Consider the following 14,281-nt stretch of genomic DNA (forward strand, 5'->3'; position numbering starts at 1 on the left):
TCGGGGCGGTGGTGGTGCTCACTGCTCCTCCTCCTGCTTCAGGATCAGGCGGAAGTAGAAGGACATGATGACGATCAGGATCAGGATCGTCAGGACGGAGATCGCGGCGGCGAGACCGTAGTGGGACTGGCTCTGGCCCTCGACGAAGGCGAAGACCGGGAGGATCTCGGACGCGCGGTCGGGGCCGCCCTTGTTCATCGCGTAGACCTGGGTGAAGGCCTTGAAGACCCAGATCACCTCAAGGAAGGTGGTGATCAGGAAGAAGGGCTTGAGCTGCGGGAAGACGACCTTCCAGAAGGTCTGCCAGCCGTTGGCGCCGTCCATGCGGGCGGCCTCGTACAGTTCGGCGCCGACGGTGGTCAGCGCGGCGTACATGTTGAGGGCGACGAAGGGGATGGAGCCCCAGACCACGAGGACGGTGACGATCGTCAGGGTGGACAGGCCGGTCTCGAACCAGTTGTGCTGCTCGTAGCCGGAGAAGCCGGCGGTGCGCATCACCCAGTTCATCACGCCGAACTGCTCGTCGAACAGCCAGTAGAAGACCTGGACGGAGGCGACGATCGGCATGGCCCAGGCCATCACCAGGGCCATCGACAGGACCAGGCGCATCTTCTTGCCGAGCTTGTTCAGCAGGAGGCCGATGAGGCTGCCGATCGCCATGATCAGGATGACGTTGGCGAGGGTGAAGCCGAAGCTGCGCAGGACGACGGTCCAGAAGTTCGAGTCGCCGAGCAGCTGGGTGTAGTTGTCGAAGCCCGCGGAGGGGTACTTGCGCTGGATGAACTCGATCTTGTTGATGTCCTGGAAGGACAGGATCACGTTCTTGATCAGCGGGTAGACGAGCAGAACCGCGAGACTGAGCACCGCCGGTGCGATCAGCAGGTACGGCAGCCACCCCGTGGGGAGCTGCCTTCTGCCCCCGCGAGGAGACGGTTGACTGGGGCCGGCCGGGGCGGCGGGCGCCTTCGGCGGCAGGCCGGCGGACTTCGGTGGTGCGTCCTGTGGAGCGCTGGTCGCCGCTCCCTGGGAGTGCACGGTCATGTCTGGGCTTCCTCGCGGTTGACTGTGGAGTCAAATGCGCGACCGGGGGCGCGGCAGGCGCTGCGGGGCGCCTGCCGCACCCCCCGGTGCGATCACACTGCTGGGTGCTGCGGGTACGGCGGGTACTGCGGGGCGGTACTACTTGTTGATGCGGTTCGCGATTTCCTTGTCCGCGTCCGCGCCCGCCTTGGCGGCGTCCTCACCCTTCAGGACCTTGGTCATGAACTCCTTGATGGGGTTCGGCTCGGTCTCGACGTTCGCCCAGCCGGCCGTGACCGGGGTGATCTTGCCGGAGAGGGCGGCCTTGGCCATGGACTCCGCGAAGGAGCCGGGGGCGGCGGCGAAGTTGGCGGCGGCCTGGTTCGGGAGCAGGGCGCCCTCGGTGGCGGCGGCGTACTTGGTCATCTGCTCCTTGCCGGCGGCGAGGGCGAGCCACTCCTTGGCGAGCTCCTTGTTCTTGGAGCGCTCGGCCACGGCGAGGTTCGAGCCGCCGAGGAAGACGGAGCCCGGCTTGTCGGCGGTCTTGCCCGGGATCGGGAAGTAGCCGAAGTCGCCTTCCTTGCCGGCGTCCTTCAGGGCCTTCAGCGCGCCCTGGGCCTCCCAGCCGAGACCGATCCAGGACGAGACGCCGCCCTTGGGGACGATGTCGGTGGACTGCTGCGGGGTGGCCTCGTCCTTGTCCTTGGGGGCGGTGGAGTAGGACTGGAGCTTCTTGTAGAAGTCCATCGCGGAGGCGGCCTGCGGGGTGCTCAGCTGGCCCTTCCACTTGCCGCCGTCCTTGACGGCGAGGTCGCCGCCCTCGTCCCAGACGAAGCCGGCGAGGATGTACCAGCTCTGGCCGGGCAGGTAGATCGGCTGCGCGGCCGGGTCGGAGGCCTTCAGCTTCTCCAGACCGGCGACCCACTCGTCACGGGTCTTGGGGGCGGTGATGCCGGCCTTCTCGTAGGCCTTCTTGTCGTAGATGACGACGCGGTTGGCGGCGTACCAGGGAGCGGCGTAGAGCTTGCCGTCGACCTCGGCGGAGGACAGCATGCCCTTCGACCAGGCGTCGGCGCCGAGCTTGGACTTGTCGCCGGACAGGTCGGCGAGGCCGCCGGTGACCGCGTAGCCGACGGTCTGGGTGTTGCCGAGCTCAAGGACGTCCGGCGGGGTGTTCTCGGAGAGGGCGGTGGTGACCTTCTCCTGGATGCCGGTCCACTTCTGCTCTTCGACCTTCACCGTCACGCCGGGGTGCTTGGCCGAGAACTGCTTGTTGACCTCTTCGAGCCAGGCCTTCGGTGCGGAGCCGTCCATCACCCAGACGGTGATCTCCTTGGCGCCACCCGACGCGTCGGCCTTCGGCTTGTCGTCGCCACCGTTGCCGCACGCCGCGACACCGACCATCATGCCCACGACACCGACCGCCGCAATGAGCTTGCGCTTCACGCCACCCTCCTCAGGGATGCTGCCTGCAACTTCCCTCGCCCGCCGCGGTGACGTACGTACCAAGTACTGCCCGTGGGGCCGGGATCCGATCCATATTGGTGTAGACCAGTAACCGGAGCTTGGCCTAGACCTTTAGGGGTGTCAAGGGTCTAATGAGCGGGTGCTCGGTCCGTTATCGGACCGACACCTGGGGGAGGGAGGAGGCCTGTCCTCCCACCCGTGTCACCATGTGACCGCACATATCGGAGGAGCCGGTGACGGCAGCGAAACTGGAGTCGGGAAGGCGGGCGGCGATGGCCACCGAAGGGGCGACCACGGAGCCGGAAGGCGGGGCGGCCACTCGCACGGCGCGTGTGCCCAAGTACTACCGACTCAAGCGGCACTTGCTCGACATGACCGAGACGCTGCCGCCCGGCACGCCCGTGCCGCCCGAGCGCACGCTCGCGGCCGAGTTCGACACCTCCCGGACCACCGTCAGGCAGGCCCTGCAGGAGCTCGTGGTCGAGGGCCGGCTGGAGCGCATCCAGGGCAAGGGCACCTTCGTGGCGAAGCCGAAGGTCTCGCAGCCCCTCCAACTCTCCTCGTACACGGAGGACATGCGGGCGCAGGGCCTGGAGCCGACCTCCCAGCTCCTGGACATCGGCTACGTGACCGCGGACGACACCCTCGCCGGACTCCTCAAGATCGCCACCGGCGGCCGGGTCCTGCGCATCGAGCGGCTGCGCCTGGCGAGCGGCGAGCCGATGGCCATCGAGACCACGCACCTTTCGGCCAAGCGCTTCCCCGCGCTGCGCCGTTCGCTGGCCAAGTACACCTCCCTCTACACCGCGCTCGCCGAGGTGTACGACGTACGGCTTGCGGAGGCCGAGGAGACCATCGAGACCTCGCTGGCCACCCCGCGCGAGGCCGGACTGCTCGGCACCGACGTCGGCCTGCCGATGCTGATGCTCTCCCGCCATTCGCTGGACGCCGACGGCGAACCGGTCGAATGGGTGCGATCGGTGTACCGCGGCGACCGTTACAAGTTCGTGGCCCGCCTTCAGCGCCCCGCCTTGTAGAAGACGGTTGACTCCGGTTCGGCCTCCGGTGGAACCTCGTACCGCTATACGGACGGGGACTTACGTCCACCGGTCGGGTCCCCGTAGATTCCCTGCGCTCGGCAGATGATCAACGAGGGGACGAGGATCATGGCGGAACCGGAAGCAACACGGACAGATCGGGCTCCGGACCCGAGAGGCGCGGCGAGCCCCGGCGACGGGCCGGGCTCGCCCTCACCGACGGGAAGGCTCTCCCCCCGGTCCCTGGCGACATGGCTGGGCGTGGCCCTCGTAGGGGCCGTCGGCTGGGGCGTGCTGGCGCTCTCCCGGGGCGAGGAGATCTCGGCCGCCTGGCTGCTCGCCGCCGCACTGGGCTCGTACGCCATCGCCTACCGCTTCTACGCGCGGTTCATCGCGCATCGCGTGCTGAAGGTGGACAGGACCCGGGCCACTCCGGCCGAACGCCTCGACAACGGTGTCGACTTCCACCCCACCGACCGGCGCGTGCTCTTCGGCCACCACTTCGCCGCCGTCGCCGGCGCGGGCCCGCTGGTCGGCCCGGTGCTCGCCGCACAGATGGGCTACCTGCCCGGCACGATCTGGATCGTCGCGGGCGTCATCTTCGCCGGCGGCGTGCAGGACATGGTGACGCTGTTCTTCTCCACGCGGCGCGACGGCCGTTCGCTCGGCCAGATGGCCCGGGACGAGATCGGCCCGGTCGGCGGAGCCGCCGCCCTCCTCGCCGTGTTCGCCATCATGATCATCCTGCTGGCCGTGCTCGCGCTCGTCATCGTCAACGCCCTGGCGCATTCACCGTGGGGCGTCTTCTCCATCGGCATGACCATCCCGATCGCCCTCTTCATGGGCGTCTACCTGCGCGTCCTGCGGCCGGGCCGGGTCACCGAGGTCTCCGTCATCGGTGTGGCGCTGCTGCTCCTCGCCATCGTCGCGGGCGGCTGGGTCGCCGAGTCCTCCTGGGCGGAGTTCTTCACCCTGGAGAAGGAGACCCTGGTCATCTGGATGATCGTCTACGGCTTCATCGCCTCGGTGCTGCCGGTGTGGCTGCTGCTCGCACCGCGCGACTACCTGTCCACCTTCATGAAGGTGGGCACGATCGCGCTGATGGCGGTCGGCGTGGTCGTCGCGGTCCCGACGCTGAAGATGCCCGCGGTCACCGACTTCGCCACGCGCGGCGACGGCCCCGTCTTCGCCGGCTCGATGTTCCCCTTCGTCTTCATCACCATCGCCTGCGGGGCGCTGTCCGGCTTCCACTCGCTGGTCGCCTCCGGCACCACCCCGAAGATGATCCAGAAGGAGACCCAGGTCCGGGTCATCGGCTACGGCGCGATGCTCACCGAGTCCTTCGTCGCGATCATGGCCGTGATCGCCGCGTGCATCATCGAGCCCGGCCTGTTCTTCGCGGTCAACTCCCCCGCCGGGGTCATCGGCACCACCGTCCAGACCGCCTCCGAGGCCGTCACCCACTTCGGCTTCGCCATCACCCCGGACGCCCTCGCGCAGGCCGCGAAGGACGTGGAGGAGGCGAGCCTGCTGTCCCGTACGGGTGGCGCGCCGACCTTCGCACTCGGGATGTCGGAGATCTTCTCCTCCGTCATCGGCGGATCCGGCATGAAGGCGTTCTGGTACCACTTCGCCATCATGTTCGAGGCCCTCTTCATCCTGACCACGGTCGACGCGGGGACCCGCGTCGGGCGGTTCATGCTCCAGGACACCCTCGGCAACGTGCACAAGTCCTTCAAGGACGTCAGCTGGAAGCCGGGCGTCTGGCTGGCCAGCGCGATCGTGGTCGGCGGCTGGGGCTATTTCCTGTGGGTCGGCGTGAAGGACCCGCTGGGCGGCATCAACCAGCTCTTCCCGCTGTTCGGGATCGCGAACCAGCTGCTCGCCGCGGTGGCCCTGGCCGTGTGCACCACGCTGCTGGTGAAGTCGGGGCGGCTCAAGTGGGCCTGGGTCACCGGGGTTCCGCTCGCCTGGGACGTGGCCGTCACCCTCACCGCGAGCTACCAGAAGATCTTCTCCGATGACGTGAAGGTCGGCTTCTTCGCCCAGCGCGACAAGTACCAGACCGGCATCGACGCGGGGAAGGTGCTGCCGCCCGCCAAGAGCATGGACGACATGCACACCGTGGTCACCAACGCCACGGTCGACGGCGTCCTGTCGGTGCTGTTCGCCGTCCTGATCCTGATCGTGCTGGCCGACGCGGCCCGGACCTGCCTCAAGGCCGTCGCCGACCCGGACTCCGTACGGCTCTCCGAGGTGCCGTGGACCGAATCGAAGATCGTCGCCCCGGCCGGCCTGCTGGCCTCCGCCGAGGAGAAGGCCGAGCTCGCGGCGGCCGGCCTCGACTCGGGCGGCGGCCGGGTCAAGGAGCCCGTGGCATGAGCGGGGTCCGCGCGGCGCTGGCCAAGGCGCGGTTCTACGTCCGGGAGTTCTCCGGGGAGGCCGCGTACGACCGGTACGTCGCCCACGCCCGCTCCCACGACCCGGACGCCGAGGTCATGACCCGGCGCGCCTTCGAGCGGGCCCGCACCGACGCCCGCGAGGCGGACCCCCGCGAGGGCTTCCGCTGCTGCTGACCACGCGTGAAGGGCTCCGCCGGTTACCGGCGGAGCCCTTCACGCACCGCGGGTCAGCGCACCCAGTCCTTGAGGGGCTCGGTGTCCAGGGTGATGCCTACGGGGTCCGGGAGCCGGACTTCCCTGCCGAACGGCACCGTACGTACGGTCTCGTAGCGGGCGCCGTCCGGGTCACTGTGGACGAGAAGCCGGCATTTGAGCCGATCGACGAGCAGGTAGACGGAGATGCCGGTCTCCGCGTAGGCGCGCGGCTTCTCGATCCGGTCTCGCCGCTCGGTGCCGGAGTTCCACGAGGTCACCTCGACGGCCATCAGGATCGGGCCCGGGTCCACCCAGTCACCCTGCCCGACGAACGCGTCCTCGTGCGCCAGTACGCCGTCCGGAATGGCACGGCCCTGCCGGTACCGCTCCGCCTTGATTCCCTGCCCCGGGTGCAGCCGGAGCCCCGGGTGGTGCTGGATGCAGATCCGCGTCAACCACTGGATGATCCGCCCGTGGTCCCCGTCCGTCATCGCCCTGCTCCTCAGCACCCCACCGATGAATTCCAGTCGCAGCCCCTCTTCCTCACGGGCTGCCATCCGGGCGAGGTGTTCGAACACTTCGGGCGTCATGTGGGGCCGGTCGGTCATCACGGTCAGGCCTCGCTCGCCTTCCTCGACGGTGCCGGTTCGACGATAGCGCCGGGCACCGTCACGCGTGGCGCACACTCGACGGCATGGACATCGAGATCAGGGCGGCGCTGCCCGTCGAGTACGAGCGGCTCGGGGAGATCACCGGCCGGGCCTACACCGGGGACGGTCTGCTCGACCCGAACGAGGACGACCACTACCTGAACGTCCTGCGGGACGTCGCCGGCCGGGCCGGACACGGGGAGGTGATCGTCGCCGCGCGGGACCACGAGGTGCTCGGAGGAGTGACGTTCGCCGCACCCGGGAGCCCCCTCGCCGACATCGCGGGCCCCGGCGAGGCCGAGTTCCGGATGCTGGCCGTGGCCGCCGAGGCGCGCGGGGCGGGGGTCGGGGAGGCGCTGGTGCGGGCCTGCGTCGACCGGGCGCGGGCCCTGGACGGGGTGTCGGCGCTGGTGCTGTCCACCCAGCCCGCCATGCTCGGCGCCCAGCGGATCTACGCCCGCCTGGGATTCGTACGCACTCCGGAGCGGGACTGGGCGCCGATCCCCGCGCTGACCCTGCTCACGTACCGGCTGGAGCTGTAACACCACGCTCAGCAAGGTGCCGACACAACATGTGGGGGGTCACGCATCGGGGCGCCCCCACATGTATGCTCATCCTCGCTGTCGCCGCAGGGGAATCCGGTGTGAATCCGGAACTGTCCCGCAACGGTATGACGTGCACCCATTGGTGCATTCCGCAAGTCCGAGGACCTGCCGGCAGCGCGCCCGGATCGACCGAACCGGGTAGAGACACGTCCGGGCCTCGCGGTTGGGCCGGTGGACGCCGTGCGGCACGTCGCGCCTTCCCGTGCGCCCGCATGCGCCCGCCCGCGCCCCCGCCGATGACCGGGCCGAGCGAGGGAGAGCTCCCGCCGTGACCATCGCGCCTTCTGCACCGCGCGCCGAGTCCACTTCTGGCGACACCACCGAAGGCCCGGGGGCCGCGCTGCTGCGTACTCTCACCGAGCTGACCGTCGACCTCCCCGACACCGACCCGGGCCGGGTCGCCGCCGCCGCCCTGCGCGGGCGCAGCGCCGTCGCGGACGAGGCCGAGCTGCGGGGGCTGGCCACCGAGGCCTCCGCGGGCCTGATCTCCGAGGACCCGGCGTACTCCCGCCTCGCCGCCCGCCTGCTGACGCTGGCCGTCGCCGACGAGGCCGCGGGCCAGGGCTCGGGCTCCTTCGCCGAGTCCGTCGCCGTCGGCCACCGCGAGGGCCTGATCGCGGACCGCACCGCCGAGTTCGTCGCCCTCCACGCGGCCCGTCTGAACTCCCTGGTCGAGCACGCGCTCGCCGAGGGCGCGGACGACCGCTTCGGCTTCTTCGGCCTGCGCACCCTGCACAGCCGCTACCTGCTGCGCCACCCGATCACCCGTCAGGTGATCGAGACCCCGCAGTACTTCATGCTGCGCGTGGCCTGCGGCCTCGCCGAGAACGACACCGTCCAGGCCGTCGAGGAAGTCGCCTCCCTCTACCGGCTGATGAGCCGCCTGGACTACCTGCCGTCCTCCCCCACGCTCTTCAACTCCGGCACCCGCCACCCGCAGATGTCCTCCTGCTACCTGCTGGACTCCCCGCTGGACGAGCTGGACTCGATCTACGACCGCTACCACCAGGTCGCCCGCCTCTCCAAGCACGCCGGCGGCATCGGCCTGTCGTACTCCCGCATCCGGGCCCGCGGCTCCCTGATCCGCGGCACCAACGGCCACTCCAACGGCATCGTGCCGTTCCTGAAGACCCTCGACGCCTCCGTCGCCGCCGTGAACCAGGGCGGCCGCCGCAAGGGCGCCGCCGCCGTCTACCTGGAGACCTGGCACGCGGACATCGAGGAGTTCCTGGAGCTCCGCGACAACACCGGTGAGGACCAGCGCCGCACCCACAACCTGAACCTGGCCCACTGGGTGCCGGACGAGTTCATGCGCCGCGTCAACGCCGACGCCGACTGGTCGCTGTTCTCCCCGGCCGACGTCCCCGAACTGGTGGACCTTTGGGGCGACGAGTTCGACGCCGCCTACCGCAAGGCCGAGGCGTCGGGCCTGGCCCGCAAGACCATGCCCGCCCGCGACCTGTACGGCCGGATGATGCGCACCCTCGCGCAGACCGGCCAGGGCTGGATGACCTTCAAGGACGCTTCCAACCGCACGGCGAACCAGACCGCCGAGCCGGGCACCGTCGTCCACTCCTCCAACCTCTGCACCGAGATCATCGAGGTCACCAACGACGGCGAGACGGCCGTCTGCAACCTCGGCTCGGTCAACATGGGCGCCTTCGTGGTGGACGGGGACATCGACTGGGAGCGCCTGGACGAGACCGTCCGCACGGCCGTGACCTTCCTCGACCGCGTGGTGGACATCAACTTCTACCCGACCGAGCAGGCGGGCCGCTCCAACTCCCGCTGGCGGCCGGTGGGCCTGGGCGCGATGGGCCTGCAGGACGTCTTCTTCAAGCTGAAGATGCCCTTCGACTCCCCCGAGGCGAAGGCCCTGTCCACCAAGCTCTCCGAGCGCATCATGCTGGCCGCCTACGAGGCCTCCTGCGACCTCGCCGAGCGCAGCGGCCCCCTCCCGGCCTGGGAGCAGACCCGCACCGCCCGCGGCGTGCTGCACCCCGACCACTTCGACGTCGAGCTGAACTGGCCGGAGCGCTGGAACGCCCTGCGCGCCCGCATCGCGAAGACCGGCATGCGCAACTCCCTGCTGCTCGCCATCGCCCCGACGGCGACGATCGCCTCCATCGCGGGCGTCTACGAGTGCATCGAGCCGCAGGTCTCCAACCTCTTCAAGCGCGAGACCCTGTCAGGCGAATTCCTCCAGGTCAACGGCTACCTGGTGGAGGAGCTCAAGCAGCTCGGCGTGTGGGACGCGCAGACCCGTGAGGCGCTGCGCGAGTCCAGCGGCTCCGTGCAGGGCTTCGGCTGGATCCCGGCCGAGGTGCGCGAGCTGTACCGCACGGCGTGGGAGATCCCGCAGCGCGGCCTGATCGACATGGCGGCCGCCCGCACCCCGTTCCTGGACCAGTCGCAGTCGCTGAACCTGTTCCTGGAGACGCCCACCATCGGCAAGCTCAGCTCGATGTACGCGTACGCCTGGAAGCAGGGTCTGAAGACCACGTACTACCTGCGGTCCCGCCCGGCGACGAAGATCGCCCGCGCCGCCTCCGGCAGCGCCGTCCCGGCCACCGCCACCCCCCTCCCGCAGGCCGTCGACGCCGAGGCGCTGGCCTGCTCCCTTGAGAACCCCGAGTCCTGCGAGGCCTGCCAGTAATGAGCACCACCGACAAGAAGAAGAACCTGCTCGACCCGGGCTTCGAACTGACCCTGCGCCCCATGCGCTACCCGGACTTCTACGAGCGCTACCGGGACGCGATCAAGAACACGTGGACGGTCGAGGAAGTCGACCTGCACTCGGACGTCGCCGACCTCGCGAAGCTGACGCCGGCCGAGCAGCACATGATCGGCCGTCTGGTCGCGTTCTTCGCGACGGGCGACTCGATCGTCTCGAACAACCTCGTCCTGACCCTGTACAAGCACATCAACTCCCCGGAGGCGCGCCTGTACCTGTCGCGCCAGCTCTTCGAGGAGGCCGTGCACGTCCAGTTCTACCTGACGCTGCTCGACACCTACCTGCCCGACCCGGACGACCGCGCGGCCGCCTTCGACGCCGTCGAGGAGATCCCGTCGATCCGCGAGAAGGCGCAGTTCTGCTTCAAGTGGATCAACGAGGTCGAGAAGCTGGACCGGCTGGAGACGCAGGCCGACCGCCGTCGCTTCCTGCTGAACCTCATCTGCTTCGCCGCGTGCATCGAGGGCCTGTTCTTCTACGGCGCCTTCGCGTACGTGTACTGGTTCCGCTCGCGCGGCCTGCTGCACGGCCTGGCCACCGGCACCAACTGGGTGTTCCGCGACGAGAGCGCCCACATGAGCTTCGCTTTCGAGGTCATCGACACCGTCCGCAAGGAGGAGCCGGAGCTCTTCGACGACGAACTCCAGCAGCAGGTCACCGACATGCTGAAGGAGGCCGTCGAGGCGGAGCTGCAGTTCGGCCGCGACCTGTGTGGTGACGGCCTGCCGGGCATGAACACCGAGTCGATGCGCGAGTACCTGGAGTGCGTCGCGGACCAGCGCCTGGTCCGCCTCGGCTTCCCGGCGGTGTACGGCTCGCAGAACCCGTTCTCGTTCATGGAGCTCCAGGGCGTCCAGGAGCTGACGAACTTCTTCGAGCGCCGCCCGTCGGCCTACCAGGTCGCGGTCGAGGGCACGGTCGACCTGGACGAGGACTTCTAGTCCCCGCGCCCTTCGCACCGCACGGCCCCGCACGAAGGCCCCGCCCCGGATACCGGGGCGGGGCCTTCGTCGTGGGTGCGTCCCGTACGGGATCAGTCGTTCGGGACGACCGGGTAGCGGGGGGTGCCCTCTTCCATCTGCCGCAGGGCGTCCTTGCGCTCGCGCTTGGAGAGGCGGTCGATGTACAGGTACCCGTACAGGTGGTCCGTCTCGTGCTGGAGGCAGCGCGCGAAGTAGCCGGTGCCGCGGAGCTTGACCGGGTTGCCCTGGGCGTCCTGGCCGGTCACCTCGGCGTAGTCCGGGCGGGCCAGGGGCGCGTACGCGGTCGGGACCGAGAGGCAGCCCTCGTTGGAGTCGTCCAGCACGCGGCCGGCGGCCGGCAGTTCCACCAGCTTCGGGTTGACCACGTAACCGGTGTGCCGCTTGCCGTCGTCGTCCGGGCAGTCGTAGACGAAGACCTTGGCGTCCACGCCGATCTGGTTCGCGGCCAGGCCCACGCCCTCGGCGGTCTTCTGGCTGGCGAACATGTCGTCGATCAGCTGCGCGAGCTCCTCGCCGAACTCGGTGACGTCCTTGCACTCCCGGTGCAGCACCGGGTTGCCGACCACCGTGATGGGACGGGAGGTACCGCGCTCGCGGTGGGCGAGCTCGCGCGCCTCACAGTCCTCGGTGTCCACGACGTAGCCCTCGTCGTCGATCGGGGTCACCTGGTTCTCCTGCTGCGCCATGTCCGCCGTACGCCTTCCCTCAAGTCCGTGGTGTGCCCGTACAGCCTACGGCCCGGGGTCAGCAGACTTCTTCGAGATCCCGCCACTCGCGGCTGTCCGGGCTGTCCGCGACCCATCCGTCGAGCAGTCCGCGCACCAGACCGGCGGGCGCCGCGATGCCGCATTCGCGCTCGGGTACCCACAGGGAGCCGGACCCGGCCGTGCGGTGGCCGAGCGGGCCCGGATGGCCCGGTTCGCTGTGGTCGTGGGGGTCCAGGCGGTCCCCCTCGCCCTCGCCGCTGGGCATCGCGCTCTCCGAGCAGGTCCGGCACAGCAGCCGGACGGACGAGGACCAGTCCTCGGCGGCGAAGCCGGCGTCGGAGGCCAGCTGCTCCAGGGCGTCACGGTCGGCCTCGGTGGCCGCCTCCAGCAGCACCACCCAGGTCGGCACCGGGGAGGGGGCCCACAGCTCGATCTCGTCGAAGACCGGGTACGAGGGGCCGGCCGCGGTGATCCGCTCGCCGTGCGGGACGCCGTCGTGCAGGACGACCTCGCCCCAGCGCCGTCCCGAGGAGGGAAGCGGAATGGACAGGACCTCCATCCGGGCCGGATCGAGCCTGCGGCCCCACACGACCTCGGCCTCGCCCTCGGGCGACAGCCGTACGGCGGCGCTGCCGAGCTCCATGCCGACCGGCTCGCCCGTCCCGGCGGTGCTGTGCGGGTCGCCGGGCACCCTCAGCCCGTACGCCTGCCAGGCCCGGCGGGCCAGCGGCCAGTCCTGGAGGGCGGTCGCGGCGATCCCCACGTTCCACCAGTCCGGGGCGCCGCTCTCGCGGTCCAGCAGGGCCACGGCGCGCAGCCCGGCGGCCCGCGCCTGCTCCCAGTCGTGCCGGAACTTGTGGAGCAGGGCCAGGTTGAACCAGGACTCGGACAGCCAGGGCTCCAGATCCGCCGCCCTGGTCAGCAGTGCGCCCGCGTCCTCGTACCGACCGTCGCCGATCAGCGTGAACGCGCGGTCGGTGGCCTGCCGCCACGAAGCGGAGGGCCGATGCCGTACCTTCCCGAAGATCCTCACGATTCCCGCCTGCCGGTCCAACGGTGCAGCCTTGCGGACACCCTCACGGACACTCCTACTGCATCCAACCATGCCCGCTCGGACGGCCGCTCATTACCCATGGGTTACCCCGGTGGGACGGGGACGACTCCGCCCCGCCCGCCCCTGGCCAGAACCCTCGCCAAGGACTCCACGACCTCGGGCTGGTAATCGTGCCCGGTGCCCAGCCGGAGCTGCTCCAGGGCCGCCAGTGAGCCGCCCGGGTGACGGTTCCCGCCCACCAGGTCGTCGTACGCGTTCACCGCGCGCACGATCCGGGCGGCGACGGGCTGGTCCCGGTACGGGTCCGCCTGCCGCTCCACGATCACCGCGACCTCGGGCGGCACCCCGGTCTGGCGGGCCACCTCGCCGCCCAGCCCGGCGATCCGGCGGGCCTCTTCGGCGGGCAGGGCGGCGGTGGCGCCGGAGGGCACCGGGTCGACCAGCGAGAGCTGCCCGATGTCGTGCATCAGGGCGGCGTACTCCAGCACCGTGAGCTCCCGCTCGGAGAACCCGAGCTCCCGGCCGACGGCGCAGCTGAGGGCCGCGACCCGGCGGGAGTGCCCCGGTGGGGTGTAGCCGGCGATCTCGGTGGCCCGCGCCAGGGAGGTGATGGTCTGGCGGTAGGTGGTGCGGATCGCGGTGATCCGGTGGAAGGACATCTGGGTCAGCAGCAGCGGCACGCTGAAGACGGGCAGCGCCCACAGGCCCGCCACGGCCACGCCGAGGGGCATGACGACCCCGGTGGCGCAGATCGCGGCGCCGATGCCGAGCCGGGCGCGCAGCTCGTCGCGCAGCAGCGGCCCGTAGGGCCATCCGGTGCGGGACCGGGCCGACGCTGCGGCGAGGACGGCGTCGCACAGGGCGGTCAGGCCGAGCAGGAGCACCAGGAACAGGACGAGGTACGGGCCCTGCCCGAGCCACTGCCCCAGCCGCCCGGAGTGGTGGAGGGGCTGGAAGCAGGCGGCGGCGAAGGCCACGGTCAGGACCCGGCGGGCCACGTGGTCCAGGGCCGGCCCGCGGCCCCGGGCGACGTGCGGCACCACCCCGGCCAGGGCTGCCGCGACGACGACGGCGACGGTCTGCAGGACCCCGTGCTGGGTGGGGTGCCCGGCGTTCTGGCCGAGCAGGGCGTACGCGAGGGCCGCGGCGAAGCCGAGCGGCGCGGGCCGGCGCTCCTCGCCCGGGACGTGCCCGGCGGGGTCGCGGTGGTCGTGCCGGGCCAGTTCCCCCACGGTGATCAGGATGCCGAAGGCGAGGGCCACGCCGGGGTCGGCGACTCCGGTCCACAGGGTGTGGCCGAGTCCCGCGAGGGTGAGCAGGGCGGCGGCCGCCCGCACGCCCCACGCGGACCGGGCCCTCACCGGGCACCCGGCGCGGGCCGCTCGGGCGCCGGTCCGGGCGCCGGCTCGCCCTCGCCGCGCGGGCGG

General features: G+C 70.5%; 12 protein-coding genes and 1 riboswitch. Of the genes, 6 read left to right on the forward strand and 6 right to left on the reverse strand.

All coding sequences use genetic code 11. From position 1 onward, the window contains the following. Positions 1-18 precede the first annotated feature (18 nt). Together ACEPPI_RS13730 and ACEPPI_RS13735 are read right to left on the reverse strand one after the other, a co-directional pair. Positions 19-1,041 carry a carbohydrate ABC transporter permease gene (locus ACEPPI_RS13730; protein ID WP_373915509.1) on the reverse strand — a complete coding sequence of 341 codons (1,023 nt, stop codon included), beginning with the start codon at positions 1,039-1,041 and terminating at the stop codon, positions 19-21. Between the two features lie 138 nt (positions 1,042-1,179). Further along, a complete protein-coding gene (locus tag ACEPPI_RS13735; RefSeq protein WP_356211448.1) occupies positions 1,180-2,466 on the reverse strand; it encodes an extracellular solute-binding protein in 1,287 nt (428 codons plus the stop codon). A gap of 293 nt (positions 2,467-2,759) precedes the next feature. Here ACEPPI_RS13735 and ACEPPI_RS13740 point away from each other — a divergent pair, with 293 nt between their 5' ends. The 3 genes from ACEPPI_RS13740 (at position 2,760) to ACEPPI_RS13750 (ending at position 6,100) form a co-directional block, all read left to right on the forward strand. Beyond that, positions 2,760-3,524, forward strand: coding sequence for a GntR family transcriptional regulator (locus ACEPPI_RS13740; RefSeq protein ID WP_030225792.1), 765 nt, complete (start codon positions 2,760-2,762; stop codon positions 3,522-3,524). A 129-nt stretch (positions 3,525-3,653) separates the two neighbouring features. Further along, a complete protein-coding gene (locus tag ACEPPI_RS13745) occupies positions 3,654-5,906 on the forward strand; it encodes a carbon starvation CstA family protein (RefSeq protein WP_373915517.1) in 2,253 nt (750 codons plus the stop codon). After that, the gene (locus tag ACEPPI_RS13750) at positions 5,903-6,100 is read left to right on the forward strand and encodes a YbdD/YjiX family protein (protein WP_266842195.1); all 198 of its coding nucleotides are present in this window, start codon (positions 5,903-5,905) and stop codon (positions 6,098-6,100) included. Before ACEPPI_RS13745 ends, ACEPPI_RS13750 begins: the two co-directional genes overlap by 4 nt. Positions 6,101-6,153: 53 nt before the next feature. Here ACEPPI_RS13750 and ACEPPI_RS13755 read toward each other — a convergent pair whose 3' ends face one another. Next, positions 6,154-6,738, reverse strand: coding sequence for a Uma2 family endonuclease (locus tag ACEPPI_RS13755; protein WP_373915518.1), 585 nt, complete (start codon positions 6,736-6,738; stop codon positions 6,154-6,156). A 77-nt stretch (positions 6,739-6,815) separates the two neighbouring features. Between ACEPPI_RS13755 and ACEPPI_RS13760 the strand changes: the two genes are divergently transcribed. The 3 genes from ACEPPI_RS13760 to ACEPPI_RS13770 all read left to right on the forward strand — a co-directional run bounded on the left by ACEPPI_RS13760 (position 6,816) and on the right by ACEPPI_RS13770 (position 11,051). After that, the gene (locus ACEPPI_RS13760) at positions 6,816-7,313 is read left to right on the forward strand and encodes a GNAT family N-acetyltransferase (RefSeq protein WP_373915510.1); all 498 of its coding nucleotides are present in this window, start codon (positions 6,816-6,818) and stop codon (positions 7,311-7,313) included. Positions 7,314-7,375: 62 nt separating this feature from the next. After that, positions 7,376-7,504: riboswitch (cobalamin riboswitch) on the forward strand. A 140-nt stretch (positions 7,505-7,644) separates the two neighbouring features. Then, positions 7,645-10,032 (forward strand): ribonucleoside-diphosphate reductase subunit alpha, encoded by a 2,388-nt coding sequence (locus ACEPPI_RS13765; protein ID WP_373915511.1) that lies wholly within the window; start codon positions 7,645-7,647, stop codon positions 10,030-10,032. Then, on the forward strand, positions 10,032-11,051 hold the full coding sequence (locus ACEPPI_RS13770; protein ID WP_373915512.1) for a ribonucleotide-diphosphate reductase subunit beta: 1,020 nt from the start codon (positions 10,032-10,034) through the stop codon (positions 11,049-11,051). The genes ACEPPI_RS13765 and ACEPPI_RS13770 overlap by 1 nt, the downstream gene beginning before the upstream one ends. Positions 11,052-11,143: 92 nt before the next feature. Here the strand turns inward: ACEPPI_RS13770 and def are convergent, their stop codons facing one another. From def to ACEPPI_RS13785, 3 genes are all read right to left on the reverse strand, one after another. Beyond that, complete coding sequence (gene def / locus ACEPPI_RS13775; protein ID WP_373915513.1) at positions 11,144-11,779, reverse strand: peptide deformylase; 636 nt, start codon at positions 11,777-11,779, stop codon at positions 11,144-11,146. 58 nt (positions 11,780-11,837) lie between these two features. Then, the gene (locus tag ACEPPI_RS13780) at positions 11,838-12,833 is read right to left on the reverse strand and encodes a tetratricopeptide repeat protein (RefSeq protein WP_373915514.1); all 996 of its coding nucleotides are present in this window, start codon (positions 12,831-12,833) and stop codon (positions 11,838-11,840) included. A gap of 104 nt (positions 12,834-12,937) precedes the next feature. Then, positions 12,938-14,215, reverse strand: coding sequence for an HD-GYP domain-containing protein (locus tag ACEPPI_RS13785; protein ID WP_373915519.1), 1,278 nt, complete (start codon positions 14,213-14,215; stop codon positions 12,938-12,940). Positions 14,216-14,281: the final 66 nt, after the last annotated feature.

This window comes from Streptomyces sp. AB3(2024) (assembly GCF_041862025.1).
GTDB lineage: Bacteria > Actinomycetota > Actinomycetes > Streptomycetales > Streptomycetaceae > Streptomyces.

What these genes read in the sequence shown, in the direction of transcription:
- ACEPPI_RS13730 (WP_373915509.1), bottom strand. Translation starts at nt 1,041, where the DNA reads ATGACCGTGCACTCCCAGGGAGCGGCGACCAGCGCTCCACAGGACGCA.
- ACEPPI_RS13740 (WP_030225792.1), top strand. Translation starts at nt 2,760, where the DNA reads ATGGCCACCGAAGGGGCGACCACGGAGCCGGAAGGCGGGGCGGCCACT.
- ACEPPI_RS13745 (WP_373915517.1), top strand. Translation starts at nt 3,654, where the DNA reads ATGGCGGAACCGGAAGCAACACGGACAGATCGGGCTCCGGACCCGAGA.
- ACEPPI_RS13750 (WP_266842195.1), top strand. Translation starts at nt 5,903, where the DNA reads ATGAGCGGGGTCCGCGCGGCGCTGGCCAAGGCGCGGTTCTACGTCCGG.
- ACEPPI_RS13760 (WP_373915510.1), top strand. Translation starts at nt 6,816, where the DNA reads ATGGACATCGAGATCAGGGCGGCGCTGCCCGTCGAGTACGAGCGGCTC.
- ACEPPI_RS13770 (WP_373915512.1), top strand. Translation starts at nt 10,032, where the DNA reads ATGAGCACCACCGACAAGAAGAAGAACCTGCTCGACCCGGGCTTCGAA.
- def (WP_373915513.1), bottom strand. Translation starts at nt 11,779, where the DNA reads ATGGCGCAGCAGGAGAACCAGGTGACCCCGATCGACGACGAGGGCTAC.